Annotated in this window: 23 protein-coding genes; 10 read left to right on the top strand and 13 right to left on the bottom strand. The window is 65.2% G+C overall.

Translation table 11 applies throughout. The features are described 5' to 3' along the window. Positions 1-24: 24 nt before the first annotated feature. The 6 genes from OU419_RS28390 to OU419_RS28365 all read right to left on the bottom strand — a co-directional run bounded on the left by OU419_RS28390 (position 25) and on the right by OU419_RS28365 (position 7092). Entirely contained in the window at positions 25-609 is a 585-nt protein-coding gene (locus OU419_RS28390; RefSeq protein ID WP_254469610.1) for a YqaA family protein, read from the bottom strand. A 4-nt stretch (positions 610-613) separates the two neighbouring features. Beyond that, positions 614-2317 (bottom strand): YbaL family putative K(+) efflux transporter, encoded by a 1704-nt coding sequence (gene ybaL / locus OU419_RS28385; protein ID WP_254469609.1) that lies wholly within the window; start codon positions 2315-2317, stop codon positions 614-616. Positions 2318-2521: 204 nt separating this feature from the next. Beyond that, positions 2522-3001 (bottom strand): acyl-CoA thioesterase, encoded by a 480-nt coding sequence (locus OU419_RS28380; RefSeq protein ID WP_254469608.1) that lies wholly within the window; start codon positions 2999-3001, stop codon positions 2522-2524. Between the two features lie 152 nt (positions 3002-3153). Continuing rightward, complete coding sequence (locus OU419_RS28375) at positions 3154-3912, bottom strand: SDR family NAD(P)-dependent oxidoreductase (protein ID WP_254469607.1); 759 nt, start codon at positions 3910-3912, stop codon at positions 3154-3156. A 295-nt stretch (positions 3913-4207) separates the two neighbouring features. Further along, positions 4208-5575: a glutamine synthetase family protein gene (locus tag OU419_RS28370; protein ID WP_254469606.1), complete on the bottom strand. Its 1368-nt coding sequence runs from the start codon at positions 5573-5575 to the stop codon at positions 4208-4210. 122 nt (positions 5576-5697) lie between these two features. After that, on the bottom strand, positions 5698-7092 hold the full coding sequence (locus OU419_RS28365) for an aspartate aminotransferase family protein (RefSeq protein ID WP_254469605.1): 1395 nt from the start codon (positions 7090-7092) through the stop codon (positions 5698-5700). A 128-nt stretch (positions 7093-7220) separates the two neighbouring features. Between OU419_RS28365 and OU419_RS28360 the strand changes: the two genes are divergently transcribed. Together OU419_RS28360 and OU419_RS28355 are read left to right on the top strand one after the other, a co-directional pair. Continuing rightward, positions 7221-8006, top strand: a complete 786-nt coding sequence (locus OU419_RS28360) for an SDR family NAD(P)-dependent oxidoreductase (protein ID WP_254469604.1) — start codon at positions 7221-7223, stop codon at positions 8004-8006. A gap of 65 nt (positions 8007-8071) precedes the next feature. Beyond that, positions 8072-8737, top strand: a complete 666-nt coding sequence (locus tag OU419_RS28355) for a GntR family transcriptional regulator (RefSeq protein ID WP_254469603.1) — start codon at positions 8072-8074, stop codon at positions 8735-8737. A gap of 22 nt (positions 8738-8759) precedes the next feature. Here OU419_RS28355 and OU419_RS28350 read toward each other — a convergent pair whose 3' ends face one another. The 3 genes from OU419_RS28350 to OU419_RS28340 all read right to left on the bottom strand — a co-directional run bounded on the left by OU419_RS28350 (position 8760) and on the right by OU419_RS28340 (position 10530). Continuing rightward, on the bottom strand, positions 8760-8972 hold the full coding sequence (locus OU419_RS28350; RefSeq protein ID WP_254469602.1) for a YgdI/YgdR family lipoprotein: 213 nt from the start codon (positions 8970-8972) through the stop codon (positions 8760-8762). Positions 8973-9076: 104 nt separating this feature from the next. Beyond that, positions 9077-9478 carry an SMI1/KNR4 family protein gene (locus tag OU419_RS28345; protein WP_254469601.1) on the bottom strand — a complete coding sequence of 134 codons (402 nt, stop codon included), beginning with the start codon at positions 9476-9478 and terminating at the stop codon, positions 9077-9079. 176 nt (positions 9479-9654) lie between these two features. Further along, a complete protein-coding gene (locus OU419_RS28340) occupies positions 9655-10530 on the bottom strand; it encodes a Tim44 domain-containing protein (RefSeq protein ID WP_254469600.1) in 876 nt (291 codons plus the stop codon). Between the two features lie 241 nt (positions 10531-10771). Between OU419_RS28340 and OU419_RS28335 the strand changes: the two genes are divergently transcribed. Further along, positions 10772-12529 carry a cation:proton antiporter gene (locus OU419_RS28335; protein ID WP_254469599.1) on the top strand — a complete coding sequence of 586 codons (1758 nt, stop codon included), beginning with the start codon at positions 10772-10774 and terminating at the stop codon, positions 12527-12529. A 12-nt stretch (positions 12530-12541) separates the two neighbouring features. On the opposite strand, the gene OU419_RS28330 is transcribed toward OU419_RS28335, so the two are convergent. Then, complete coding sequence (locus tag OU419_RS28330) at positions 12542-13312, bottom strand: ABC transporter ATP-binding protein (RefSeq protein WP_254469598.1); 771 nt, start codon at positions 13310-13312, stop codon at positions 12542-12544. 8 nt (positions 13313-13320) lie between these two features. Next, positions 13321-14076, bottom strand: coding sequence for an ABC transporter permease (locus OU419_RS28325; RefSeq protein ID WP_254469597.1), 756 nt, complete (start codon positions 14074-14076; stop codon positions 13321-13323). A 123-nt stretch (positions 14077-14199) separates the two neighbouring features. Between OU419_RS28325 and OU419_RS28320 the strand changes: the two genes are divergently transcribed. From OU419_RS28320 to OU419_RS28295, 6 genes are read left to right on the top strand one after another with little or no spacing between them, the layout of a single operon-like run. Beyond that, on the top strand, positions 14200-14934 hold the full coding sequence (locus tag OU419_RS28320; protein WP_254469596.1) for a sulfotransferase family protein: 735 nt from the start codon (positions 14200-14202) through the stop codon (positions 14932-14934). 14 nt (positions 14935-14948) lie between these two features. Next, positions 14949-15872, top strand: coding sequence for a glycosyltransferase (locus OU419_RS28315; RefSeq protein WP_254469595.1), 924 nt, complete (start codon positions 14949-14951; stop codon positions 15870-15872). Further along, positions 15869-16864 carry a glycosyltransferase gene (locus OU419_RS28310; RefSeq protein WP_254469594.1) on the top strand — a complete coding sequence of 332 codons (996 nt, stop codon included), beginning with the start codon at positions 15869-15871 and terminating at the stop codon, positions 16862-16864. The genes OU419_RS28315 and OU419_RS28310 overlap by 4 nt, the downstream gene beginning before the upstream one ends. Positions 16865-16868: 4 nt before the next feature. Next, positions 16869-17966: an acyltransferase family protein gene (locus tag OU419_RS28305; protein WP_254469593.1), complete on the top strand. Its 1098-nt coding sequence runs from the start codon at positions 16869-16871 to the stop codon at positions 17964-17966. After that, on the top strand, positions 17963-18712 hold the full coding sequence (locus OU419_RS28300) for a class I SAM-dependent methyltransferase (protein ID WP_254469592.1): 750 nt from the start codon (positions 17963-17965) through the stop codon (positions 18710-18712). Before OU419_RS28305 ends, OU419_RS28300 begins: the two co-directional genes overlap by 4 nt. A gap of 6 nt (positions 18713-18718) precedes the next feature. Further along, positions 18719-19873, top strand: coding sequence for an acyltransferase family protein (locus OU419_RS28295; protein ID WP_254469591.1), 1155 nt, complete (start codon positions 18719-18721; stop codon positions 19871-19873). Between the two features lie 6 nt (positions 19874-19879). Here OU419_RS28295 and OU419_RS28290 read toward each other — a convergent pair whose 3' ends face one another. Next, on the bottom strand, positions 19880-20671 hold the full coding sequence (locus OU419_RS28290; protein ID WP_254469590.1) for a 2OG-Fe(II) oxygenase: 792 nt from the start codon (positions 20669-20671) through the stop codon (positions 19880-19882). A gap of 18 nt (positions 20672-20689) precedes the next feature. Between OU419_RS28290 and OU419_RS28285 the strand changes: the two genes are divergently transcribed. Continuing rightward, positions 20690-22591, top strand: coding sequence for a sulfatase family protein (locus OU419_RS28285; protein ID WP_254469589.1), 1902 nt, complete (start codon positions 20690-20692; stop codon positions 22589-22591). Between the two features lie 13 nt (positions 22592-22604). Here OU419_RS28285 and uvrD read toward each other — a convergent pair whose 3' ends face one another. Next, positions 22605-24785, bottom strand: a complete 2181-nt coding sequence (gene uvrD, locus OU419_RS28280; protein ID WP_254469588.1) for a DNA helicase II — start codon at positions 24783-24785, stop codon at positions 22605-22607. Positions 24786-25026: the final 241 nt, after the last annotated feature.

Genomic DNA, 25026 nt, shown 5'->3' with positions numbered 1-25026 from the left:
CCGCAATGATGCGGCGCGCTCCGGTCAGAGCATGTATTTACCGAGCACCAGCCCACCCACCACCATTGCGGTGAGGATGCCGAAGGCCAGCCCGAGGCGCTTCTCGATGGCTTCGCGCAATGCCGGCCCGGCCCAGAACAGCAGGGCGCAGGTGGCGGCGAAGCGCAGGGTGCGCGCCACTACGCTGAGGCAGATGAACAGCATCAGGTCGAGCTGGGTCACTCCGCTGGTGAGGGTAATCAGCTTGTAGGGTAGCGGCGTGAAGCCTCCGCCCAGCAGCACCATCAGCCAGCCAAGCTCGTTGTAGCGCTCGGCGACATCGGCGAAGTTTTCCTGCAGGCCGTAGAACGCCAGGATGGCCTGGCCCACGGTCTCGAACAGCAGCAGGCCGATGAAGTAACCGGCGATGCCGCCCAGCACCGAGCTGATCACACAGATCGTCGCATAGCGCCAAGCCTTGGCCCGGTTGGCCAGGACCATCGGCACCAGCAGCGTGTCCGGCGGGATCGGGAAGAACGAGCTTTCGGCGAAAGTCACTCCGCCCAGGGCCAGCTCCGCGCGCGGATGGCCGGCCAGGCGCATGGTCCAGTCGTACAGCCGGCGCAGCATGGCGTCAGGCCGACTGCGGCAGGTGGTCGTCGCCGGGCGCCTCGGCGGCGTCCTCGCGCTCGACCCGCTGGGCCATGCCACTGGCGATTTCGCGCTCGCCCATGATCACCAGGTTCGCGCCGTTCTGCTCCAGGTAGTCCACCTCGGCATCGAAGTGCGCGCGGGCGATGATGTCCAGGTTCGGGTTGAGCGCCCGCGCGTGGCTGGCGATGGTTCCGGCTTCGAAACCGTTGGGGATGGCGATCAGCAGCCAGCGCGCCGAAGAGATGTTGGCCTGGGCCAGCACTTCGGGATTGGCGGCATTACCCACCACCACGCAGAGGCCGTATTCGCGCAGCTCGGCGGCCTTCTCCCGTTTGTCCTCGATCACTACCAGCGGAATCTTGTTCTTGCGCAGGCGTTCGCTCACCAGCCCGCCGACGCGGCCGTGGCCGATGAGGATCGCGTGGTCATGCTCCAGTACTGGCGGTGGCAGGTCCGGAGCTTCCACCTGGACCACGCCCGGCTCGCTCTCGGCCTTCTGCTCCTGGCGCGCCTGCAGGCGGTCGATGGCGATGAACAGCAGCGGGTTGACCAGGATCGACAGGATCGCGCCGGCCAGCACCAGGTCGCGGCCGGCTTCGGGCAGCAGGTTGAGACTGACGCCCAGGCCGACCAGGATGAAGGAGAATTCGCCGATCTGCGCCAGGCTCGCGGCGATGGTCAGCGCGGTGCTGTTGGGGTGGCCGAACAGGCGCACGATGACGTAGGCGGCGACGGACTTGCCGAATACGATCACCAGGAAGGTGGCCAGCACCGGCAGCGGCTCGTGGATCAGGATGGCCGGATTGAACAGCATCCCCACGGAGACGAAGAACAGCACGGCGAAGGCATCGCGCAGCGGCAGCGAGTTTTCCGCCGCCTCGTGGCTGAGTTCGGATTCGTTGAGGATCATCCCGGCGAAGAACGCGCCGAGGGCGAAGGAGACGCCGAAGATCACCGCCGAACCGTAGGCGATGCCCAGTGCGATGGCCAGCACGGCCAGGGTGAACAGCTCGCGCGAGCCGGTCTTGGCCACGCGCTCCAGGGCCCAGGGCACGATGCGGCGGCCGCCGAGGATCATCACCGCGACGAAGGCGGCGACTTTGCCCAGGGTCAGCAGGATCGGCATCAGCACGCCGCCCTCGCTGCCATCGGTGGTGCCTCCCAGCGATCCGGCGAGCGCCGGCAGCAGTACCAGGGTGAGGACCATCGCCAGGTCTTCGACGATCAGCCAGCCGATGGCGATGCGGCCGCGCTTGGTATCGATCAACTGGCGCTGCTCCAGAGCGCGCAGGAGCACGACGGTGCTGGCCACCGACAGGGCCAGGCCGAATACCAGGCCGCCGCCGAATTCCCAGTCCATTGCCCACGCCAGGCCCATGCCGAGCAGCGTGGCGACACCGATCTGGACCACCGCACCGGGAATGGCGATGGCTTTCACCGACAGGAGGTCCTTGAGCGAGAAGTGCAGGCCGACGCCGAACATCAGCAGGATGACGCCCAGTTCGGCGATTTCACCGGAAAGCGCCTGGTCGGCGACGTAGCCCGGCGTGAAGGGACCGGCCAGCACGCCGGCCAGCAGGTAGCCGACCAGCGGGGAGATACGCAGGCGGTTGGCCAGGGCGCCGAGAACGAAGGCCAGGACGAAGCCTACGGCGAGTGTGGTCAGTAGTGGTGTGTGATGCATGGTCTGGGCTCCGGGCACGCAGGGAGCAGCCGGGCCGGAGAGGGCGGGCTGCTCGAAGGTGGATCACGGGGGCAAACCCGCGTATGGAAACTCTAGGTGCTGAAACGTATTCCTACATTGCTTTCACGCAAGAGTAACCTGTTGACGTAACAGAAAATTTTCGCGACACACGGATTTTTTATCAAGAAATGTCGCGATCGTCTGTCATTCGTCGCGAATGGCCTTGTAACGCTGTTCCAGTTCCTGGCGAATCTGCCGACGCTGCTGGCCCTGCACGAAGCGGCGCTTCTCGTCCTTGGTCTGCGGCTCCAGTTGCGGGACCGGTGTGGGCTGGCGCTCGTCGTCCAGCGCCACCATCGTGAAGAAGCAACTGTTGGTGTGGCGCACGGATTTTTCGCGGATGTTCTCGGTGATCACCTTCACGCCGATTTCCATCGAGGTGCGGCCGGTGTAGTTGACCGACGCGAGAAAGGTGACCAGTTCACCGACGTGGATCGGCTGGCGGAAGATCACCTGATCCACCGAGAGGGTGACGACGTAGTGGCCGGCATAGCGGCTGGCGCAGGCGTAGGCTACTTCATCGAGGTATTTGAGCAGGGTGCCGCCGTGGACATTGCCGGAGAAATTGGCCATGTCGGGGGTCATCAGGACGGTCATGCTGAGCTGGTGGTTGCCGGGTTCCATGATCTTCTCTGTGGCGAGTCGGGAAAGGACCCACTCTGGACGATCCATTGCGGGGCTGGCGACACAGTTTTTTCTATACAACCCATTGGCGGCGGCCGCCAGGCGACCATCGACGGAGCCGGGCGGCCTTGCGCCGCCCGCTCGTTGCGGGCTCAACGGCCGGCGGAGAGGCCGAAGTCGATGGCCAGGTCGGCGCCGGTGATGGCTTCGGATTCCGGCCTGCACAGGTACCAGACCAGTTCGGCGACTTCTTCGGGACGGATGAAGCGCGCCACCTTGCCCTGTGGATAGTCCTTGAGCAGAGCGCGCTTGTAGCTGTCCGGGTTGCCCTGGCCGTAGCGTTCGGCCTGGTAGTCGAGCATTGGCGTAGCGATGTCCGCCGGGGAGATGGCATTGACGCGCACGCCCTGTTCGGCCAGTTCCAGCGCCAGGGTGCGGGTGAGCATGGTCAGTGCCGCCTTGCTCGCGCAGTAGGCCGCCGAGCCGCGATAGGCCTGGCGGCCGGAGTCGCTGGAGATGTTGACGATGCAGCCGTGGTTTTCCTTCAGGTAGGGCGTGGCTGCCTGGCACATGTAGAACGCCGCCTTGAGGTTGACGCCCATGACCAGGTCGAAATCGTCTTCGTTGAAGTCTTCCACCGGGCCTTCGCGCCACACGCCGGCGGCGTTCACCAGCGCGTCGAGGCGGCCGGTGCGGGCGAGAATGTCGGAGACCAGGCTGTGGCAGTTGTCGGCGCGCCGCAGGTCACCGACGGCGGTGGCATCCAGCGGCACCTGGGCGTTCAACGCGTGCAGGCCGGCTTTATCCACATCGGTGGCGGCGATGCGCCAGTGGCTCTGGGCGAAACGTTTGGCGATGGCTTTTCCGAGGCCACCGGCGGCGCCGGTGATCAGTACGACGGGAGTGCTCATTGTCTACGGATTCTCCCTGCCTGAGGGAAAACGGCGGCCGGCAGGCAGTACCGGCGCTCGCCGTATCGACCACAGGACGCCCCTGCGCCCTGTGCAATTACAGACCAAGAAAAGACCAGAATCTTCACTCTGGCAGGGTAAATTTTTCGTAAGGCTGTCGTGTGTCAGTGGCTATGTTACGAAGCGCGGGATTGGTGACGGCGGATAACGCTTCGCGTTATTCGCCCTACAGGAGGTTATCCACAACCGTAGGGTGAATAACCGCTTGCGGTTATCCGCCGACCTGCTGTGTGGATCAGGCGTGGTGCAGGTACCAGCGCCAGTCCTGTTCGCCGACCTCACCCATGAACTGGCGGAACTCTTCCCACTTGATCGCCAGGAACACTTTGAGGAATTCCTCGCCCAGCGCCTCGCGGGCCCACTCGGAGGCTTCCAGCGCGCGCAGTGCGGTCAGCCAGTCGGTGGGCAGGAATTCGGTGGCCTGCTCGTAGCCGTTGCCGACGATGGGTGCGCCCGGGTCGATCCGCTCGCGGATGCCCTTGTGAATGGCCGCCAGGATTGCGGCGGCGGCCAGGTACGGGTTGGCATCGGCGCCGCAGATGCGATGCTCGATGTGCCGGCTTTGTGCCGGGCCGCCGGGTACGCGGAACGACACGGTGCGGTTGTTCACGCCCCAGCTCTTGGCCAGCGGCGCGTAGCTGTTGGCCTGGAAGCGGCGGAACGAGTTGGCGTTGGGGCAGAAGATCGCCAGGGAATCGAGCAGGCAGGACATCATGCCGCCGATGGAGTGGCGCAGCAGCGGAGTGCCGTGGATGTCTTCGCTGGCGTAGAGGTTGTTGCCCTGTTCATCGGCCAGGCTGACGTGCAGGTGCATGCCGGAGCCGGCGCGGTCGCCGAACGGCTTGGCCATGAAACACGCCTGCAGGCCGTGCCTGTTCGCCACGCCCTTCACCAGGCGCTTGTAGCGCACGCCTTCGTCGATGGCCTGCATGACGTCGAAGCGGTGTTCCAGGGTCAGTTCGACCTGGCCTGGCGCGTATTCGGAAATGGCGGTGCGCACCGGCAGACCCTGGATTTCGCAGGCGGTGTAGAGGTCGTCGAGGAACGGTTGCAGCTGTTCCAGCTCGTAGACGCCATAGACCTGCGGGGCTTCCGGGCGGATGCCGTTCATCTGCACCGCCGGCTGCGGACGACCCTGGGCATCGCGCTGCTTGTCCAGCAGGTAGAACTCAAGCTCCACGGCCATCACCGGGTGGAAGCCGTCGGCCTTCAGCCGCTCGACCACGCGGCTCAGCGCTTGGCGCGGGTCGGCCGGAGTGGCGGGCAGGCCCTGGGTGGGGTGCATGCTTACCTGCAGTTGGCCGGTGGGACTGGAGCGCCAGGGTTGCAGGGTCAGGCTGCCGGGCAGCGGATAGGTCCAGCAGTCGGCGTCGGCGACCTCCCAGACCAGCCCGGTACCTTCCACGTCTTCGCCCTGTACGGTCAGCGCGAGGATCGAGCTGGGCAGTGGGCGGCCGTTGTCGTAGATCGCCAGCAGTTCGTCGCGATGCAGCAGCTTGCCGCGCGGAATGCCGTTGGAGTCGATGATGAACAGTTCGATGCTGCGTACGTCCGGATGGGCGGCGAGGAAGGCTTCGGCTTCCTTTCGATCGGCGAATTGCATGGGTGTCCTCGGTGGCGCTCGGCGCCGGAGTTTTCTTTGTGCAGAAGCGGCTTTGTCCGCGATATCCCGCCAGACGGCGACAGGTATCGCGGACCGGACCGGTTCCTGCCGGTTCCTGGCAATCAGGCTTCGCGCGCGCCGGGGATCGCCAGCAGCTCGGTGATGCCTGCATCCAGCGTTTCGATCAGACGGTCCACGTCGGCCGCGGTGGTGTCCGGGCAGCACAGCGTCATGTTGTGGAATGGCGTGATCAGGATGCCTCGGTTGATCAGGTACAGGTGCAGGGCCATCTGCAGTTCGTCGTGGAAGGCCGCTTCCGCCTCGGCGCCGGTACGCGGGGAGACGGGGCAGAACTGGAATTCGCTGCGTGCGCCCAGTTCGGTCACCGACCACTTCAGGCCATGCCTGGCGATCACTTCGCGGAAGCCGTCGGCCAGGCGCCCGGCCAGCGGCAGCATGTGGTCGTAGGCCGCCTGGGTCATTACCTGTTCCAGGTTGGCGCGCATGCAGTGCATGGCCAGGGCGTTGGCCGAGAGGGTGGTGCCCATGCCGCTGTGACCGTGGCCGTGGCTGTCCTGCTGGGCGCTCTTGCGCGAGGCGGCCATGCGTTCGGCCATCTCCGCGCTGCAGCCGAAGATGCCGCAGGGCACGCCGCCGGCGATCGGCTTGCCGACCACGAAGAAGTCCGGGTCGAGGTTCCACAGCGTGGTGCAGCCGCCGATGTTGGTGGAGATGGTGTGGGTTTCGTCGATGATGAGTAGCGATCCGTATTTGCGGGTCAGCTCGCGGCATTTCTGCATGAAGCCCGGATCGGGCAGGACCATGCCGATGTTGGTCATCGCCGGCTCGCACAGCAGGGCGCAGACGTCGCCCCGGGCCAGCGCGGCCTCCAGCGCTTCCACATCGTTGAACGGGATGGAGCGGCTGTGCTGGGTCAGGTCGTAGGCCTGGCCGACCAGGCCGGAGCGGTGCACGGTTTGGCCGTCGCGGTAGCGCACCATCACGTCGTCCACGGTGCCGTGGTAGCAGCCGTCGAACACCAGCAGGGTCTTGCGCCCGGTCACCGCGCGGGCCCAGCGCAGCACGTAACGGTTGGAGTCGGTGGCGGTGGCGGTCACCTGCCAGTAGGGCAGGCCGAAGCGGGCGGCGAGCAGTTCGCCGCAGACCACCGCGTCTTCGCCGGGCAGCATGGTGGTGAGGCCATTGGCGCCCTGCTCGGCGAGCGCGCGGGCGATCGGTGCGGGGGAGTGGCCGAACATGCTGCCGGTGTCGCCCAGGCAGAAGTCCACGTATTCATGGCCGTCCACATCGTAGAAGCGGGCGCCCTGGGCACGCTCGACGAACAGCGGGCAGGGCGTCGACCAGTCGGCCATCCAGTGCATCGGCACGCCGGCGTAGAGTGATTTGTGCGCACGCTCGGCAAGGGCCACGGATTTCGGGTTGCGCTCCAGGAAGCGCTGGCGCTCGCGGCTGGTGAAGAGATCGACGGCCTGTTGGGCGATTCCGCTGGCGGTCATGTTGCACACCTCGTTTGTTTTTTCGCACATATTCCATTTGTGATCACAAAAAAGTCAATATAGTCGTCATTCGGCCTGATAATCTGCGCTTTAATAATTTCTGTGATCACAAATAGAGGTTATCCACAATGAGCTACTCGCTCTGGGCAGGGCAGGTGGCGCTGGTAAGCGGCGCCGGCAGTGAATCCGGCATCGGTATCGCCATCGCCCGGCGACTGGCGCGCAACGGGGTGAAGGTGTTGCTCACCGCCAGCAGCGAGCGTGTTCACCAGCGCGCGGCGGAGCTGTGCGCGGAGGGTTTCGAGGCGCGTGCGATGCCAGCCGACCTGACTTGCGAAGAGGACGTCCGTGCGCTGGCCGATTGGGCGCAAGCGCAATGGGGGCGCGTGGATATCCTGGTGAACAACGCCGGCATGGCCATGCTGGGCAGCCCGGAGCCTTTCGCCGAACTGGCGGAGATGGATCTGGCGACCTGGAATCTGTCGCTGGCGCGCAATCTTTCCACAGCTTTCCTGCTCACCCGGGCGCTACTGCCGGCGATGCTGGCGCAGGGTTATGGCCGCATCGTCAACATCAGCTCGACCACGGGCACCCGCGGCAGCAACCCGGGCGAGTCGGCCTATAGCGCGGCCAAGGCCGGGATGCTCGGCATGAGCATGGGGCTGGCGCTGGAAGTGGGGCGGCGCGGGGTGACGGTGAATAGCGTGGCGCCGGGCTGGATCGCCACCGGCTCCAGCACCGGAGAAGAACTCGAAGCCGCGCGGCACACGCCGCTCGGCCGGGCGGGACGCCCCGAGGAGGTGGCCGCCGCGGCCGCATTCCTGGCCTCTCCCGAAGCCAGCTACATCACCGGCGAGGTGCTGGTGGTGGATGGCGGCAACTGTCTGATTGAAAACAAGGGGTTCCCCAGATGATGCACAACTGCAGCCTGACCTTCGCTCAACTGCCGGCGCCGCCGGCCGGACTGGAGTGACGCGCGATGGCCGACAACCTTCAGGAACAGCTTTACCAGAATCTGCGCCAGGCCCTGCTGTCCGGGCGCTTCCAGCCTGGCGAGCGGCTCAAGATCCGCGACCTGGCCGAGGAATGGGGCACCAGCCCGATGCCCGTGCGCGCTGCCTTGCAGAGGCTGGTCGCCGAGGGCGCGCTCGAAGGTGAGCCGCAGCGCTCGCTGCGGGTGCCGGTGATGACCCGTGAGCGTTATCTGCAGATACTGCAGGTGCGGCAATCGCTGGAGGGTTTGGCCGTGGAGGATGCGGCCAGGCATCTGCTTCCCGCCGACGTGCAGGTGCTGCGCGATTGCACCGAGCGCATGGAGGCCGCGCTGAACGCCCGCGATGTCCAGGGCTACCTGGATGCCAACAGCCAGTTTCATCTCACGCTCTACGGCGCCTGCCGCAACCCGACCCTGCTGCGCATGATCGAGGCGCTGTGGCTGCAGGTCGGCCCGTTCTTCAACCGCCTGTTCACCGAGGCCGACCTGTCGCTGCGCCTCAACGATTTCCACGAGGACGCGCTGCGTGCCCTGGAGCAGGGCGACGGCGCAGGCGCGCGCAAAGCCATCGAACAGGACCTGGGCTATTGCGGCCAGTACCTGCTCAATCTGCTTGAGCTGGAGAACGGGGGACGGCTGGGAGCGCGCTAGACATCGCTCAGCGCACCGGCACTCAGGGCGTCTTGATGAAGCGGACGTTGTCCTTCTTGATCAGGATGGTTTCGCCATTGAGTTGCTCGAATTCGTAGTAGTCATTGTATTTGTCGTAATCGGAGTGATCCTTCACCAGGATTTCGCTGCCATCCTGCAGCGTCACCACGGCCTTGTCGGCGCATCCGGCGAGGCCGAGCAGCAACAGGCTGGTGAACAGGGCTTTCAACTTCATAGCGTCTCCACAAGGCATCGCGCCGGGCCCGGGCAGCAAGGGCCGAAGGTACGGTGAGTTGCCAGTGAGACCATCGATGCGTCAGGAAATTCCGAAGCCGCGGGTCAGGTGTCGAGCCATACGTCGCGTGCCCAGGTCCACACCGAGTCCCAGGTTTCCTCGGTGAGCTCGCCGTCGGCCCATAGCACCACCTCGCCGTCCTCTGCGACCGCGTAGTAGTCGTCACCATCGGCGCAGAGCGGAATCAGTTCGCGCGGCAGGCCCATCGACCAGGCGACGGCGGCCACTTCCGGCAGGTAGGTATGGGAGTGCGGATCGGTCACCGTGACCGGCTCCAGGCGGCCATAGACGACATCGCTGACCTGCAGCAGGAACTCGCGGAATTCCGACGGAATGCCGATCAGCAGGGCTTCTTCGATTTCCACCAGCAGTTCTTCGTCCGGCAGTTCCAGCGGGACCGGAACCGGTTCGTTCGCTTCTCGCAGCTTCTCGATCACATCTTCCACGGGCGGGGGCCTCTCTACGCTGGATGGTGGCGCGCTTTATACAGTAGTAGCCGGCCCTTCGCGCAAGACCACTGCGTGGGCGTCCTCCAGACGGGCGGTTCCGTCCTGTGGCGGCAGACCGCGGCGCAGAAACGAAAAAGCCCGGCCAATGCCGGGCTCTGTCGGGGAACGCAGGATCAGTTCTGGCGGATGCCAGCCACCAGCCAGGGCTGGTTTTCGCCCTGGGCACGCTCCATGCGCCAGCTTTCGCTGAACGGCTCGCCCTGGTCGAAACGCGAGGACTTCGATACACCGCTGAAGGTCAGGGTGGCGATGGTCTTCTCGGCATTGTCATCCACACCTTCGAGCTGCACATCGAGGTTGTCGATGTAGGTCGACTGGTAGGCATCGCCCAGCTCGGCGCGTTCCTGCTTGAGGAACTGCAGCATCTGCGGGGTGACGAACTCGGCGATCTTGTCCATCTCGTTGGCGTCCCAGTGCTGTTGCAGGGACATGAAGTGCTCGCGGGCGGCGCCGACGAAGCGAGCTTCATCGAACCAGCTCGGCGCATTGATCACCGGGCGGCTGTCCACCACCGGACGCGAGGCGCCACCGAAGATCGACGGCGGAGCAGCTGGCATCTCGCGCTGCATCGGTGCATGGCCGGCCATGGCGGGCTGGGCCTGCTGGCGACGGCGGGCGGCGATGAAGCGGAAGGCGATGAACGCGATCAGCGCGATGATCAGGATGTCGAGGAACTGCATGCCCTCGAAGCCGTCGCCCATCAGCATGGAGGCGAGCAGGCCGCCGGCGGCCAGGCCTGCCAGCGGGCCGAGCCAGCGCGAAGCGCCGCTCTTGGCTGCGGCGCCGGCAGCGCCAGCGGCTGCACCGGTAGCGGCCGGGCCGGCGGCGGTGGGGGAATTCGGTGCGGCGTTGGGTTGCGCTTGGCGGGTCTGGTGGCTCGGCGCCGAGCCCATGCTCTTGCCGCCACCGAAACGTTTGGCGGCATTGACGTCGAGGCTGAGCGTCACGGCGACACAGAAGGCCATAGCAAGGCTGAGAAAGCGCTTCATCGTTGTCATTCTCTTGGTTGGTATACGACGCGCGTTATGTTGCCGAGCATCGGCCGCCAGGGCTATCCAGATTTTGTTTCTCGCTATTGCCCTGCCCCTCGATGGTGCGATTCCCTTTCCAAATCAGTCTGTTACTGATTTTTTCAGAGCCACCTCGCGGCGAGGTCGAATGGTAGGCTTCGCTGAGCGAGGCCGTCCGCCGCGCGATCCCCCTGACCCCACGCCGCGAGGACCGCCGACCATGCATGCCATCGATTTCATCCAGGACCTCGCGGTGATCATGCTGATCGCCGGCTTCGTCACCATCCTTTGTCACCGCTTCAAGCAGCCGGTGGTGCTGGGCTACATCATCGCCGGGGTGATCATCGGTCCGCACACCCCTCCGTTTGCCCTGGTGCACGACGAAGAGACCATCAAGACACTCGCCGAACTGGGGGTGATCTTCCTGATGTTCTGCCTGGGCCTGGAGTTTTCCCTGCGCAAGCTGTTCCAGGTCGGCGCCACGGCGTTCATCGCCGCGTTCCTGGAAATCACCCTGATGATCTGGGCCGGCTTCGAGATCGGCCGGCTGTTCGACTGGAACACGATGGACTCGCTGTTCCTCGGCGCGATCCTGGCGATGTCGTCTACCACCATCATCATCAAGGTGCTGGGCGACCTGAAGATGAAGAACGAGCGCTTCGCCCAACTGATCTTCGGCGTACTGATCATCGAGGACATTCTCGGCATCGGCATCATCGCACTGTTCTCCGGCATCGCCGTGAGCGGCACGGTGGAGGCCGACCAGGTGTTCTCCACGGTCGGCAAGCTGAGCCTGTTCATGGTCGTCGCGCTGGTCGTCGGCATCCTGCTGGTGCCGCGCCTGCTCGCCTACGTGGCGAAATTCGAAAGCAACGAGATGCTGCTGGTGACGGTTCTCGGCCTGTGCTTCGGCTTCTGCCTGCTGGTGGTGAAGCTGGAGTACAGCATGATCCTCGGCGCCTTCCTGATCGGCGCGATCATGGCCGAGTCGCGCCAGCTCATTCAGATCGAGCGCCTGATGGAGCCGGTGCGGGACATGTTCAGCGCGATCTTCTTTGTCGCCATCGGCCTGACCATCGATCCCCGGGTGCTGGTGGACTACGCCGCGCCGATCCTGGTGATCACCCTGGTGGTAGTGGCCGGCAAGCTGGTTTCGTGCGGCGCCGGCGCCTTCATCGCGGGCAACGACGGGCGCACGTCGATGCGCGTCGGCATGGGCCTTTCGCAGATCGGCGAGTTCTCCTTCATCATCGCTGCGCTGGGCATGAGCCTGGGCGTGACCAGCGACTTCCTCTATCCGGTGGTGGTCGGTGTTTCGGCCATCACCACACTGCTGACGCCGTACCTGATCCGCTCGGCGGACCCGCTGGCGCTGTACCTGGGGCGTAGCCTGCCGTCGCCGATGGTGCGGGTATTCAGCCTTTACGGCGAGTGGCTGCGCAGCATCAAGCCGCGCGGCGACAAGGCGATACTCGCCGGGATGATCCGGCGCATCCTGCTGCAGGTCGGGGTCAACCTGACGCTGGTGATCGGCATCTTCTTCGGCCTGGCGTTCTTCGCCGGGCAGATCGGCCAGTGGCTGGCGCAGTTCGTCGAGCAGGAAGCGCTGCACAAGGCGCTGATCTGGGGCGCCGCGCTGCTGCTGTCGCTGCCGTTCCTGATCGCCGCCTATCGCAAGCTCAAGGCGCTGGCGATGTTGCTGGCTGAAATGGGTGTGAAGGCGGACAGCGCCGGCCGGCATACCGCGCGTGTACGCCGGGTGATCTCCGAGCTGATCCCGCTGCTGTCGCTGGGCGGCATGATGCTGCTGCTGGCGGCGCTCAGTTCGAGCATCCTGCCGCCGGGCGAGCTGCTGGTAGTGGTGGCGCTGATCGCGGCGTTGGTGATCGCGGTGTTCTGGCGCTGGTTCATCCGCGTGCATTCGCGGATGCAGGTGGCGCTGCTGGAGACCCTGGAGCACAACAACGGCGGGCATTGAGCCCGCCGCCTGTCAGCCCTTTGCCTCGGCCAGGCCCAGTGCGGCCTTGCGCTCGCGGTCGGCCTTCTGCTTGTCGCGCACGGCGATCCGCACCGCCTCGTGGTAGGTCTCCACCACCTTCGGGGTATCGCCGCAGAGCACCAGCTTGCCGCGCTCGATCCACAACACGCGATGGCACAGGTCGCGGATCGCCTCCATGCTGTGGGAGACCAGGATCACTGTCTTGCCCTGCTTGATCTTGGCTTTCATGGCGGCGTGGGACTTCTCGCGGAAGGTCTGGTCGCCAACGCCGAGGATCTCGTCGATCAGCAGGATGTCCGGGTCGGCATGGATCGCCACGGCGAAGCCCAGGCGTGCGCGCATGCCGGTCGAGTAGGTGCCCACCGGACGCTCGAAGAAGTCGCCCAGGTCGCTGAACTCGCGGATTTCGTCCATCCGGCGGCGCAGCTCGTCGCGGCTCATGCCCAGCAGCAGCCCTCCGATGATCACGTTGTCGCGGCCGGACAGCTCCGGTTTGAAGCCGACGTTCAGCGCCAGCAGGCTGGCGTTGAGCGGCTTGCGCCGTTCCAGCGTGCCGCGATCGGGGTCGACGATGCCGGCGATCATCCGCAGCAGGGTGCTCTTGCCGGCGCCGTTGTTGCCGATAACGCCCAGGGTCTCGCCTTCGAAGAGATCGAAGCTGACATCCTGCAGGGCCCAGAACGACTCGTAGCGCAGCATGCCGACGCGCTGCCGGTACGACAGGCCGACGTTCTCGGCCCGAAGAATCAATTCAGAGGACATCATTCACCTCAGAACAGCAGCTTGGCGTATTTGCGTTCGTTGCGCTGCATGATCCACAGCGCCACACCCAGCAGCGGCAACGCGGTTGCCAGCACATAGAGCTGCTCGCCCCAGGACGGCCAGTGGTTGTGCAGCAGAACGTCGCGGTAGGCGGTGATCATCACCGTCATCGGGTTGATGTTCAGCAGCGGCGCCATCGACTCGGGAATCTCGTGGATGCTGAAGAACACACCGGACATGAACATCATCAGCATCAGGAAGTTGTCCACCACCTGGCGCAGGTCGGGTACGAACGGCAGTACCGCGGCGAGCAGGAAGCCGAAGCCGATGGTGAACAGCAGTTGGTTGACGATCAGCACCGGCAGCGCCAGCCATTCCAGCGACGGACGGTAGCCGGCGATCAGCAGCGAGATGATCAGCAGGGTGAGGATGATCAGGAACTTGAAGGTGTTGCTCAGCACCGGAATCAGCGCGAACACATACTTGGGCACGTGGATCTGCTGGATCAGCCCGGCGTTGGCCTGGATGGCATTGCTGGCCTGGCGCACGGAGCCGTCAAACCACTTCCAGGCCACCATGCCGCTGAGCAGCAGCGGGACATAGCCAGGGCGGCTGTGGCCCAGGGCCAGGCCGAAGACGATATAGAAGGCGCCCATGTACATCACGGGTTCGAGGATCCACCAGAGGAATCCCAGGAAGCGCCGCGCCACTTCTGTGCGCAGGTCGCTGTAGACGCCAAAAAGAATGATGTCCCTGTGCTTCATGTCTTTGTTGTTGGAATTGAAAAGGGATAGGTATTTAAACACAATGCCCCGCAGCAAGCCTGCGTGCCGATTGCGGCGCAATCTGTGCGGATTATCGCCCAAACATAAGAAAAAAGAGCTGGTATGCGCCTATTTGATGTCCTGTTCGGTTCCTCTCGGAAGCCCGCCGCCCCGCAAAGCCTGGTGCTGATGGTGGTCGGCATGCACCGCAGCGGTACCAGTTTCCTCACCGGCTCCCTGCAGGAAGCAGGTCTGGAGCTGGGCAAGCACAGTACCTGGAACCCCCATAACCTCAAGGGCAACCGCGAGAACACCGACATCGTCGCGTTCCACGATGCGATGCTCGCCGCCCGCGGCGGTGCCTGGGACAATCCGCCGGCGGAGCGCCCGCAGTGGACGGAGGCCGAGTACGCAGCCGCCCGCAAGCTGATCGACGATTACAGCGAGGCGCCGCGCTGGGGTTTCAAGGACCCGCGCGCGCTGCTGGCCGTCGAGGGTTGGCAGGAACTGATTCCCGACCTGCGTTTCATCGGCATCTTCCGCCATCCGTCTGCCGTGGCCGACTCTCTCCAGGCCCGTGGCGGCATGCCGCGCGAGCAGGCGTTCGCCCTGTGGAAGGCTTACAACAGCCGTCTTCTCGAACTGCACCGCCGGGTCAAGTTCCCGGTGCTGTGCTTCGACGAGGACGAGAACAGCCTGCATCGCAAGCTCGACACCGTGCTGCACCGCTTCGGCCTGGTGCCACCCAAGGCCGGGCGCTTCTTCAGCTCGGAACTCAAGCATCACCAGCAGGGCGGCGAGACGCTTTCCCCCGAGCTGGAAGACCTGTATCGGGCCCTGAAGGCCATCGCTGACTGACCGGGGGTTGTGTCATGCCCATCTTTCGCCGCGCGCCGCGACTGAGCGTCGTCGTCATCGTCTACAAAATGCCGGAGCAGGCCGACAAGACCCTGCACTCCCTTAGCCCGGCATACCAGCACGGAGTGAACGAGCGCGATTACGAAGTGATCGTCGTCGAAAATCACTCTGATCGCTTGCTGGGCCGCGAGCGGGCGACCCGCCATGCGGGCAACGTGCGCTACTACCATCGCAACGAGACCGAGCGTACGCCGGTCCATGCCATCAACTTCGGCGCCGCCCAGGCCCGAGGCAGCCACGTCGCGATCATGATCGACGGCGCGCGCATGCTCTCTCCGGGCGTGCTGCGCCATGCGCTGGACGCCTTCCGCCTGGCGCCCGAGGCGGCGGTGTCGGTGCCGGGCTACCACATCGGCCACAAGCTGCAGCAGGTGGCAGTGAATGAGGGCTACAACGAGGACGCCGAGCAGGTGTTGCTGCAGAGCATCGAGTGGCCGAGCAACGGCTACCGCCTGTTCGACATCGCCGTGCTCAGCGGCTCCTGCCAGGGCGGCTTCTTCCAGGCCAATTACGAGAGCAACTTCATCGGCATGTCGATGCGCAAGTGGAAGGCGCTGGGCGGAGTGAACCCGCGCTACAACGACTTCGGCGGCGGCAACGCCAACCTCGACTTGTACAAGCGCCTGCTCGAATACCCCAACACGCCGTTCTACCTGCTCTATAGCGAAGGCTCGTTCCATCAGTTCCACGGCGGTGTCACCACCGGCACCCTGCGCGAGGAGCGCGAACGCGTGTACAAGCTGCTCGACGAGCAGGACAGGCAGATTCGCGGGGAGAACCGCAACCCGCCCAGCGTCCACCCGATTCTGCTGGGTACGGCGCATCCGCACATCTTCCGCTTCCTTGGCCATTCGCTGAGCCGGGTGCAGTCCGCATGACCGCGCCCAGCCCGCAGAAGCCGCTGTTGTCGATCATCGTCATTGCCTACGACATGCCGCGGCAGGCGCTCAATACGCTGATCAGTCTGGCGCCGGACTACCAGGAAGGCGTCAGCGCCGATGACTACGAAGTCATCCTGGTGGAGAACCGCTCGCGGCGAAACATGGACGCCGAGGCCATTTCCCGGCTGCCTGGCAACTTCCGCTATTTCCTGCGCGATGAGCCGGGGGTCTCGCCGGCGCCGGCGATCAACTTTGCCATCGGCCAGGCGCGCGGGCGTTTCATCGGGCTGATGATCGACGGCGCGCGAATGGTGACGCCCGGTGTGGTGCGCTACGCGCTGATGGCGCTGCGCATGGATCCCGGCGCTCTCGTCGCCGTGCCGGGCTATCACCTGGGCGAGGACGAGCAGCAGTACCACCTCGCCCGCGGTTACAGCGAGGAGAAGGAACAGGCGCTGCTGGCGGGCATCGACTGGCGCAACAACGGTTACCGGCTGTTCGAGATTTCCTGCTGGAGCGGCGCCAATCCCAAGGGCTTCTTCCAGCCGTTCATGGAGTGCAACTGCCTGTTCATGGCCGCAGAGCTGCTGGCCGAGATCGGCAATGCCGACGAGCGCTTCGACATGCCCGGTGGCGGTGCGTTGAACCTCTACATCTATGGTGCGCTGGCCTGGCATCCACGCACCCAGCTCTATGTGCTGGCGGGCGAAGGGTCGTTCCACCAGTTGCACGGTGGCGTGACCACGTCGCAGGTGGAGGGCCGGGCAAAAATCCTCGAACAGCAGAAGGCGCAGTTGCACGAATTGCTGGGTCGGCGTTATCGCTCGCCGACGGTCGAGCCGATTCTCCTGGGCAAGATCAAGGCCCCCGCGCAGCGCTACCTGCTGCGTTCGGCGGAGCTGGCGCAGGAGCGTTTCGATCGCTTCGCGTACAACGGCGAGCATCCCTTCCAGGACGATCTGCGCAAGCTCGAACGGGAGCCGCACTGAAGCCATGAGCCAGTCCAGAGTCGCGGTACTCGATGACCTGCGTGGGATCGCCATCCTGCTGGTCGTCGTTTACCACGGCGTCACCGAGGCATTTGGTTTCACACCGCCGCCGTGGGGTACGTACTGGCTGTCTTTCATCTATGCCGGCAATACCGGCGTTACGCTGTTCTTCCTGCTCAGCGGCATCCTGGTATCGCGGCCGTTCTTCAACGGCCTGCGCGAACGCCAGCCGATGGACCTGAAGCTCTACGCACTGCATCGGGCCCTGCGGATCCTGCCGCTGTACTACCTGGCCGTGCTGGTTGGCGTGCTGTTCACCGGGCACTACGGACAACTGCCGGCGGCCTTGCTGTTCCTCGCCTGGGGCAAGGATGTGGGCGTCTTCAGCAATGTCTGGTGGAGCCTGTCGACGGAAGTGCAGTTCTACCTGTTCCTGCCCATCGCCTTCGCGCTGCTGGCCCGCGCGCCGGCATTGCTGGCGGCGTTGCTGCTGGCCTGGTTTGCGCTGTTCGTGTCGATATGTCTGGGCTGGGTGTCGTTCGGCCTGCTCGGGAACATCTATTGGGCGCTGTTCCTGGGTGGCAAGCTGCCGGCGTTCCTGGTCGGCGCGGGCATCGGCTGGATGCTCGCCAACCAGCGCCTGCCGGTGCTTTCGCCAGGCTCGCGGCTTGCCCTGCTGGCGCTGCTCACCGTGTTGCTGGCGGCCTTCCTGCAGATCGCCGTCGAGCATGGCGTGGTGAGTTTCTCCTGGCGACAGCCGTGGATCGTGATCCCGGAGAGCCTGCTGTGGGGCGGTGTCGCCCTGGTCCTGCTCGCCGGCTCGCGGAACACGGCGTCGCCGGTCAGCCAGGTGTTGCGCTACCTGGGCCGGATTTCCTATTCGCTGTATCTGGTTCACCTGCCGCTGATCGCACTCAGCCTCGCCTTGCCGCAGTACGTTCCCGCCAGCGCCGCGCTGCCCGTCTGGGCCCGGTTGCTGATGGGCTTCGTGGGCGCGCTGGCAGTGGCTCAGGCGAGCTACGGCCTGATCGAAAAACCCTTCCTTGCCTTGAAGAGTCGTTACTCTTCCCCCTCGAAGAAATCGGAGGCTTTACCGGTATGACCTCAGTTTATATGCCGCCGTCGGTGCGCCGTTTCGAGCCACTGCACATGGTCTTCAGCACCTGGGTCGACCACCTGCCGTTCGGCTACGACATCGTCGCCGCGCTGCGCCCCAAGCTCCTGGTGGAACTGGGTACGCACAAGGGACTTTCGTACTTCACCTTCTGCCAGTCGATGAAAGAGAACGAGATCGACGGCCTGTGCTACGCGGTCGATACCTTCGAGGGCGACGCCCATACCGACAAGTACGATGAGTCGGTGTTCAGCGCGGTGAATACACACAACCGCCAGCACTACCACGGCTTCTCGTACCTGATGCGGATGCTCTTCGAAGAGGCGTTGCAGCACTTCAGCGACGACAGCATCGACCTGCTTCACATCGACGGTTTCCATACCTATGAAGCGGTGAGCCAGGACTTCGCCAACTGGTATCCCAAGGTCAAGCCGGGCGGCATCATCCTGTTCCACGACGTCGCCGCGCGTGTGCAGGATTTCGGCGCCTGGAAGTTCTGGGACGAAACCTGTGCCCAGCACGAGACCTTCACTTTCGGTCACGGCTTCGGCCTGGGCGTGCTGCGCAAGCCGGGCGGCAACCGCAGCGCCGACCATCCGCTGCTGAAACTGCTCTTCGAAGGCTCCCGCGAGGACGACGGCGCCGCGCTGCGTGCGTTCTACGTGCATGCCAGCAAGCACCTGGAGAACACGCGCAAGCTCAAGCGCCTGACCCAGCAGAAGGCCGAGGGCTGATCGCGCATGACTTCGTCGGATGGCCGCGAGGGACTGCGGCAGCCAGCCAGCTACATGCCGGAGCTGGAGTCGCTGCGAGGCTGGGCGATCCTGCTGGTGGTGGGGTTCCACTACTTCGGCATTCTCAACCTTGCGGTGCGCCCGGACAATCCGTTCTGGGTGACGCTGCTGGGCGGCGGCAATACCGGCGTCACGCTGTTCTTCGTGCTCAGCGGCTTCCTGCTCTCGCGGCCATTCCTGGACGGCCTGCGCACCGGCCGCGAGGTGAGCATCCGGCGCTTCTACTGGGCGCGCTTCTTCCGCATCGTGCCGCTCTACTACGCGGCGGTGTTCGTTGCCTGGGGCATGACGCAGAAGGTCGCCGCGTTCAAGGCGCTGCTGTTCGTTCCCATCGGCTTCCAGGTGTTCCCCTTCAGCGTGCCCTGGTGGTCGCTGTGTACGGAAGTGCAGTTCTATCTGCTGCTGCCGTGGCTGATGTGGCTGCTGCGCTATCGCCTTGGCCGCTGGCTGGCGGCCGGCGGGCTGCTCGCCTGGCTGGGCGCGCACCTGTACCTGTTCCATTCGCCGGGCTGGCTGTCGCAGCTCAACCCGTGGGAGAACTCGCTGTTCGGCCGTGGCGGCGCCTTCCTGGTGGGCGCTGCCTGCGCGATGTTCAACCTGTCCGCGTGGCAGAACCGGCTGGCACGGCGCCCGCTTATCGCCGGGGTCGTGGTGCTTGCCTGCCTCCTGGCGCTGGGCCGCCTGTGGTTCTGGTTCTCGCTGACCGGCGAGCGCAATGCGCTGCAGGCGCTGCCGATGTACCACAACATCGAGGCGCTGCTATGGGGCGGTGTGATGCTCGGGCTGCTGGCGTTCGACTGGCGCAGCAAGGTCGTGCTGGTCAACCCGCTGCTGGATCATTTCGGGCGGATTTCCTATTCGCTGTACCTGATCCACGTGCCGGTCCAGTTCTACTGCCTCTACCCGCTCCGGGCCGCCGGCCTGGAGTTCGAGACCCACACCAGCGCCTACCTGCTGCGCATCGGCTTCAGCCTGCTGGCGTCGTGGGGCCTGGCATGGCTCAGCTATCGACTGGTGGAAACGCCGTTCCTGCGCCTGAAGTCGCATCTGGCGACCTTCTCCGCGCGCGCGCCCTGGGCGCGCCGCGCGGCGGACGCCTGAGAGGTGTCAGGCCGGCAGGTCGCGCCAGTGCGTGGCGAATCCCGGCTCTGCCTCGCCGGCCGGGCGGCCGTTGGTGTAGTAGTACAGCGCCAGGGAGCGGCGGTACACACCATCGGGGCAGGTCAGCGGCAGCGGATGGCCGTGGAACGAGGTGGACGTCGTGCTGAATACCACGCAGCGGTTGAGGATCGGCAGCACCCGCTTGGGTGGCCCGCTCATGGCCGGGTCCCACAGTTCCAGATGGCCGCCATAGGAGTCGGGCCACTCCTCGTTCAGGTAGATCAGCACGTTGAGGCGGCGATCCAGGCCGAAGTCACGGTGCGTGGTGAAGTCGGTGTGGACCTTGAGGAATCCGCCGCGCGCGATCTGGTGAATGCCGGCGCCGCGCAGGTTGGGGTCGGGGATCAGGTTGGCGATGCCGCTCAGGTGCGAGAGGTATTCGAGGAAACCATGCGAGTTCAGCTCCCAGAACAACTGGCGGTACGCCGGGGGCATGCGCAGCGGGTCGCGGATGTTGCGCTTGTCCTTCTGCACGTACTCGCCACTGGTCTTGTCCGCGTGGGTCGCATCGTTCCACATCGGGTCGGCCTGGTCGCGGGGGTATTCCTCCAGCAGGCGGCCGATGGTCGAGGCCGGCAGGAAGTCGTCGATGACGATGTGCGGGAAAGGGGTGTTGCTGGCATATTGCGGCGATTGTTCGACCACCCGTGCCATCAGCGCCGGGTAGTCCAGCAGCAGGCCGTTCGCGGGGGCGCCGGCATCGCTCGTGCTCTTTGGGGTGAAAAGCTTCTTAAGCATTTTTCGGGAATTCACTGAATGTTGTTCTTATCCAAGCGAGCGACAGGCGCGCTCACTACCCGACTTGCCGTTGCGTGGCTGATTCTGCTTGCCACGTTCTCCGTGAGCAATGCTCAGGATCAATCTGCCCGGCCGAACATTCTGTTCATCCTGGCCGACGATCTGGGCAACAACGATATCGCTTCCTGGGGCGATGGCCAGGCGCCGACCCCGACGCTGGATCAGTTGAGCACCCAGGCGCTGCGCTTCCGCCAGCATTACACGGACAGCACGTGCTCGGTCAGCCGCGCCGCGCTGCTGACCGGCCGCGCCCCGGTGAGCATTGGCTTCGAGCCGGACGGCCTGGGGCTTTCGCCCGACCTCGAGACGCTGCCCAAGTCGCTGCGCTCGCTGGGCTACAGCACTCATCACCTGGGCAAGTGGCATGTCGGCGAAGGGTTGGAATACCTGCAGATTCGCCCCAACCACCAGGGCTTCGACGACTGGTTCGGCATGCTCAACCACTTCGTCCTGAAGGGGCCGGATGCCAATGGCGTGCTCGTGCGCCGCAAGCCGACCTTCTACGATCCCTGGCTGGAGCGCGACGACGGCCCGCCCGTGCAGTACAAGGGCCAGCTCGATGACCTGCTGACCGACCAGGCCGTGTCCCTCATCGACAAGGGGCGGGCGGACGGCAAGCCGTGGTTCATCAACCTCTGGCTGCTGTCGCCGCACCATCCGTTCGAGCCCTCCGAGGAATTCCGCCGGCAGTACCCCGATACCGACGCTGGGCGCTACCTCGCGGTGCTCAAGCAGCTCGATCACAACGTGGCGCGGCTGCTCGACGCGCTCAAGCGCTCCGGGCAACTGGACAATACGCTGATCGTATTCACCAGCGACAACGGCAGCCCGAATATCGCGCGCGACAGCAACTATCCCCTGAGCGGCACCAAGGCCACCTACTTCGAAGGCGGAGTGCGTGCGCCGCTGATGATGATCTGGCCGGGGCACACCAATGCCCGCGACGTGGCCGGCATCTCGCATATCACCGATATCTATCCCACGCTGGTCGGCATGGTTGGCGGCACGGCGCCTGCGGGGCTGATGGGCCGCGATCTGTCGCCGCAACTGCGCGACGGCACGCCGTTGCCGAAGGTGGATGCGCTGTACTGGGCGGCGGATGTGATGACCTGGGGCATGACCTATTCCGGCCATCTACAAGGCCGCGGGCTGTTCTACCGCGACCTGTTCAACCAGTTCTTCAACCGTCCGCTGACCGGGCCGATCGGCAGCGCCGCTGCCGCCGCGCCGCAGGACACGCCATTCAGCCGGGAGGAAGCGTCTTCGCTGATTCGCGACTGGGAGCGCCGCGCACGGCCGATTCCGCTGCAATGGCACCCCGCCATCGGTGCCGCGCCGGCCTTTCTCAGCGGGCGTGACTTCCAGCGTTCGCCGGTATTCGGTGCCTACAGCCTTGGCCTGGCGCTGACGCGCAATCTGAGCCCCGCCCCGCAGGTACTGGCTGAGCAGCCTGGCATCTGGCGCCTGGCCCTGGAGCAGGGCCGCCTGGTGGTCACCCACGGCTCCGGCAGCTTCCGCAGCGAGCCGCTGAACTGGCGCGAGGGCTGCAACGGGCTGATCACCAGCTTCAACGTCAAGCCGGCATCCGCCTTCCCGTTCCCCGGGCCGGAGCAGGGCCAGTTGCGGGTTTACCTGAACGGCAGGCAGGTGCTCGCCGCGGACCAGCCGATGCCGCGCAACTTCAGTGTGGAAGCGATGGCGCAGCCGACCTACATCGGCTCCACCGCCAGTGGTGGGCAGCGCTTCGGCGGGCGGATCGGCCAGCCGCTGCTGATGGGCAAGTACCTGTTGCCCGAGCAGGACGGCTATCGCGTCGCCGACATGCAGACGGCGCTCTGCCCGGCGCCGCTGAAGCGCTGAGAACGCTGGAGGCCTAGATGGCCTCCAGTTTCGCGTAACCCATCATCAGCCACTTGCTGCCCTCGCTGTCGAAGTTCACCTGCACCCGAGCCTGGGCGCCGGAGCCTTCGAAGTTGAGGATCACGCCGTCGCCGAACAGCGGGTGGCGCACGGACTGGCCGAGGCTGAACGGGGTGTCCGGCACGCTTGCGCCGCTGAACAGGTTGCCGCTGCGCTGGTTGCCCGACAGGGGACGGCTCACCGAGTTGGACAGGCGCACTTCCTGGATTAGGCTCGGTGGGATCTCGCGAACGAAGCGCGACACCTTGTTGTAGGTCTCGCTGCCATACAGGCGGCGGGTTTCCGCGTAGGTCATCACCAGGCGCTGCATGGCGCGGGTGATGCCGACGTAAGCCAGGCGGCGCTCCTCCTCCAGACGGCCGGGTTCTTCCAGGCTCATCTTGTGCGGGAACAGCCCTTCTTCCATGCCGGCCAGGAACACCAGCGGGAATTCCAGACCCTTGGCGCTGTGCAGGGTCATCAGTTGCACGCTGTCTTCGAAGGCATCGGCCTGGGTGTCGCCGGACTCCAGCGCGGTGTGGTCGAGGAAAGCCACCAGCGGTGGGGTGTCCTCGTCGTCCGGGGTTTCGAAGGCGCGTGCGGCGCTGACCAGTTCTTCCAGGTTTTCCACCCGGGCCTGGCCTTTCTCGCCCTTTTCTTCCTTGTGGTAGGTGATCAGCCCGGACTGTTCGATGACGATCTGAGTCATCTGATGCAGCGGCATGCCTTCGACCTTCACGGCCAGCAGGTCGACGGTTTCCAGGAAACCATTGAGCGCACTGGCGGCGCGGCCGGCGACGGCCTTGGCGGCGATCACGTCGTTGATCGCCCGCCACATCGACGTACCATTCAGGCGCGCGGCGTTGCGGATCGCCTCTACGGTCTTCTCGCCAATGCCGCGCGGCGGCACGTTGATCACCCGCTCCAGCGCGGCGTCGTCGTCGCGCAGGCGGATCAGGCGCAGGTAGGCCAGGGCGTTCTTGATCTCGGCGCGCTCGAAGAAGCGCTGGCCGCCGTAGATGCGGTAGGGAATCTTTTCCCGCAACAGCGCCTCTTCCAGTACGCGGGACTGGGCGTTGGAGCGGTACAGAATGGCGATTTCGCTGCGCTTCAAACCATCCTTGCGCAGGGCATCCTCGATGGTCTCGACGATGTAGCGCGCCTCGTCGTGCTCGTTGAAGCCGGCATAGAGGGTGATGGGGTCGCCGTCCACGCCGTCGGTCCACAGCTCCTTGCCCAGGCGTCCGCTGTTGTTGGCGATCAGCGCGTTGGCGGCCTTGAGGATGGTGGCGGTGGAGCGGTAGTTCTGCTCCAGGCGGATGTCCTCGGTGCCTGCGAAATCATCGGCGAAGTGCTGGATGTTCTCGATTTTCGCGCCGCGCCAGCCGTAGATCGACTGATCGTCGTCGCCCACCACCATCAGGCTTTCGCCGCCCTTGGCGAGGAAGCGCAGCCAGGCGTACTGCACGGCGTTGGTGTCCTGGAACTCGTCCACCAGGATGTGGCGGAAGCGCCGCTGGTAGTGCTCAAGCAGGCTCGGGCGATCACGCCAGAGGTCCAGCGAGCGCAGCAGCAGCTCGGCGAAGTCCACGACGCCGGCGCGGGCGCAGGCCTCTTCGTAGGCCTGGTAGATGCTGACCATGGTCGACAGGTACAGGTCGCCGCCGGCCTGGATATTCTGCGGGCGATTGCCCTCGTCCTTCTGCCCGTTGATGAACCACTGCGCCTGGCGCGGCGGCCAGCGCTGCTCGTCGAGGCCCAGCTCGCGCACCACGCGCTTGACCAGGCGCAACTGGTCGTCGCTGTCGAGGATCTGGAAGTTCTCCGGCAGGTTGGCTTCCTGCCAGTGCGCGCGCAGCAGGCGGTGGGCCAGGCCGTGGAAGGTGCCGACCCACATGCCCGCCGGGTTGATCCCCAGCAACTGCTCGATCCGCGCGCGCATCTCGGCGGCGGCCTTGTTGGTGAAGGTCACGGCCAGGATGCTGTGCGGCGAGGCGCGCTCCACCTGGATCAGCCAGGCGATGCGGTGCACCAGTACGCGGGTCTTGCCGGACCCGGCGCCGGCGAGCACGCGCTGGCGTCCCAGCGGGGCGGCTACGGCCTGGCGCTGCGGGTCGTTGAGGGAGTTGAGCAGGAGGGAGAGGTCATCATTCATGGAGCGGCATTCTACCGGTGGGGGGAAAACCCCGGCAAACCAGTCCGCTGTCTGGCTGCTGCGACTCTGTTCGAGTGCCGGCGAGATCTTCTGGTTTGGAATTCGGGCCGCGGGCCGTTTCTGCCTGGAGTCGCAGCTCTGGCCGGGCGGCATCGAGAGCGCCGACGCCCATCTGAACCGCACGATTGCCTATTGGCGAGGACGGAGTGCGGGCCAGTGGTGACGTGCGCATCAACGGCAG

The sequence above is a fragment of the Pseudomonas triclosanedens genome (assembly GCF_026686735.1).
Classification (GTDB): Bacteria; Pseudomonadota; Gammaproteobacteria; order Pseudomonadales; family Pseudomonadaceae; genus Pseudomonas; species Pseudomonas triclosanedens.
Note: the sequence above shows the minus strand (reverse complement) of the source record. Positions and strands in the feature narration are given on the sequence as shown.

Excerpts from the sequence above, each read along its gene's own strand:
- OU419_RS28390 (WP_254469610.1), bottom strand. The coding sequence starts at position 609 with ATGCTGCGCCGGCTGTACGACTGGACCATGCGCCTGGCCGGCCATCCG.
- ybaL (WP_254469609.1), bottom strand. The coding sequence starts at position 2,317 with ATGCATCACACACCACTACTGACCACACTCGCCGTAGGCTTCGTCCTG.
- OU419_RS28380 (WP_254469608.1), bottom strand. The coding sequence starts at position 3,001 with ATGGAACCCGGCAACCACCAGCTCAGCATGACCGTCCTGATGACCCCC.
- OU419_RS28375 (WP_254469607.1), bottom strand. The coding sequence starts at position 3,912 with ATGAGCACTCCCGTCGTACTGATCACCGGCGCCGCCGGTGGCCTCGGA.
- OU419_RS28370 (WP_254469606.1), bottom strand. The coding sequence starts at position 5,575 with ATGCAATTCGCCGATCGAAAGGAAGCCGAAGCCTTCCTCGCCGCCCAT.
- OU419_RS28365 (WP_254469605.1), bottom strand. The coding sequence starts at position 7,092 with ATGACCGCCAGCGGAATCGCCCAACAGGCCGTCGATCTCTTCACCAGC.
- OU419_RS28360 (WP_254469604.1), top strand. The coding sequence starts at position 7,221 with ATGAGCTACTCGCTCTGGGCAGGGCAGGTGGCGCTGGTAAGCGGCGCC.
- OU419_RS28355 (WP_254469603.1), top strand. The coding sequence starts at position 8,072 with ATGGCCGACAACCTTCAGGAACAGCTTTACCAGAATCTGCGCCAGGCC.
- OU419_RS28350 (WP_254469602.1), bottom strand. The coding sequence starts at position 8,972 with ATGAAGTTGAAAGCCCTGTTCACCAGCCTGTTGCTGCTCGGCCTCGCC.
- OU419_RS28340 (WP_254469600.1), bottom strand. The coding sequence starts at position 10,530 with ATGAAGCGCTTTCTCAGCCTTGCTATGGCCTTCTGTGTCGCCGTGACG.
- OU419_RS28335 (WP_254469599.1), top strand. The coding sequence starts at position 10,772 with ATGCATGCCATCGATTTCATCCAGGACCTCGCGGTGATCATGCTGATC.
- OU419_RS28330 (WP_254469598.1), bottom strand. The coding sequence starts at position 13,312 with ATGTCCTCTGAATTGATTCTTCGGGCCGAGAACGTCGGCCTGTCGTAC.
- OU419_RS28325 (WP_254469597.1), bottom strand. The coding sequence starts at position 14,076 with ATGAAGCACAGGGACATCATTCTTTTTGGCGTCTACAGCGACCTGCGC.
- OU419_RS28320 (WP_254469596.1), top strand. The coding sequence starts at position 14,200 with ATGCGCCTATTTGATGTCCTGTTCGGTTCCTCTCGGAAGCCCGCCGCC.
- OU419_RS28315 (WP_254469595.1), top strand. The coding sequence starts at position 14,949 with ATGCCCATCTTTCGCCGCGCGCCGCGACTGAGCGTCGTCGTCATCGTC.
- OU419_RS28310 (WP_254469594.1), top strand. The coding sequence starts at position 15,869 with ATGACCGCGCCCAGCCCGCAGAAGCCGCTGTTGTCGATCATCGTCATT.
- OU419_RS28305 (WP_254469593.1), top strand. The coding sequence starts at position 16,869 with ATGAGCCAGTCCAGAGTCGCGGTACTCGATGACCTGCGTGGGATCGCC.
- OU419_RS28300 (WP_254469592.1), top strand. The coding sequence starts at position 17,963 with ATGACCTCAGTTTATATGCCGCCGTCGGTGCGCCGTTTCGAGCCACTG.
- OU419_RS28295 (WP_254469591.1), top strand. The coding sequence starts at position 18,719 with ATGACTTCGTCGGATGGCCGCGAGGGACTGCGGCAGCCAGCCAGCTAC.
- OU419_RS28290 (WP_254469590.1), bottom strand. The coding sequence starts at position 20,671 with ATGCTTAAGAAGCTTTTCACCCCAAAGAGCACGAGCGATGCCGGCGCC.
- OU419_RS28285 (WP_254469589.1), top strand. The coding sequence starts at position 20,690 with ATGTTGTTCTTATCCAAGCGAGCGACAGGCGCGCTCACTACCCGACTT.
- uvrD (WP_254469588.1), bottom strand. The coding sequence starts at position 24,785 with ATGAATGATGACCTCTCCCTCCTGCTCAACTCCCTCAACGACCCGCAG.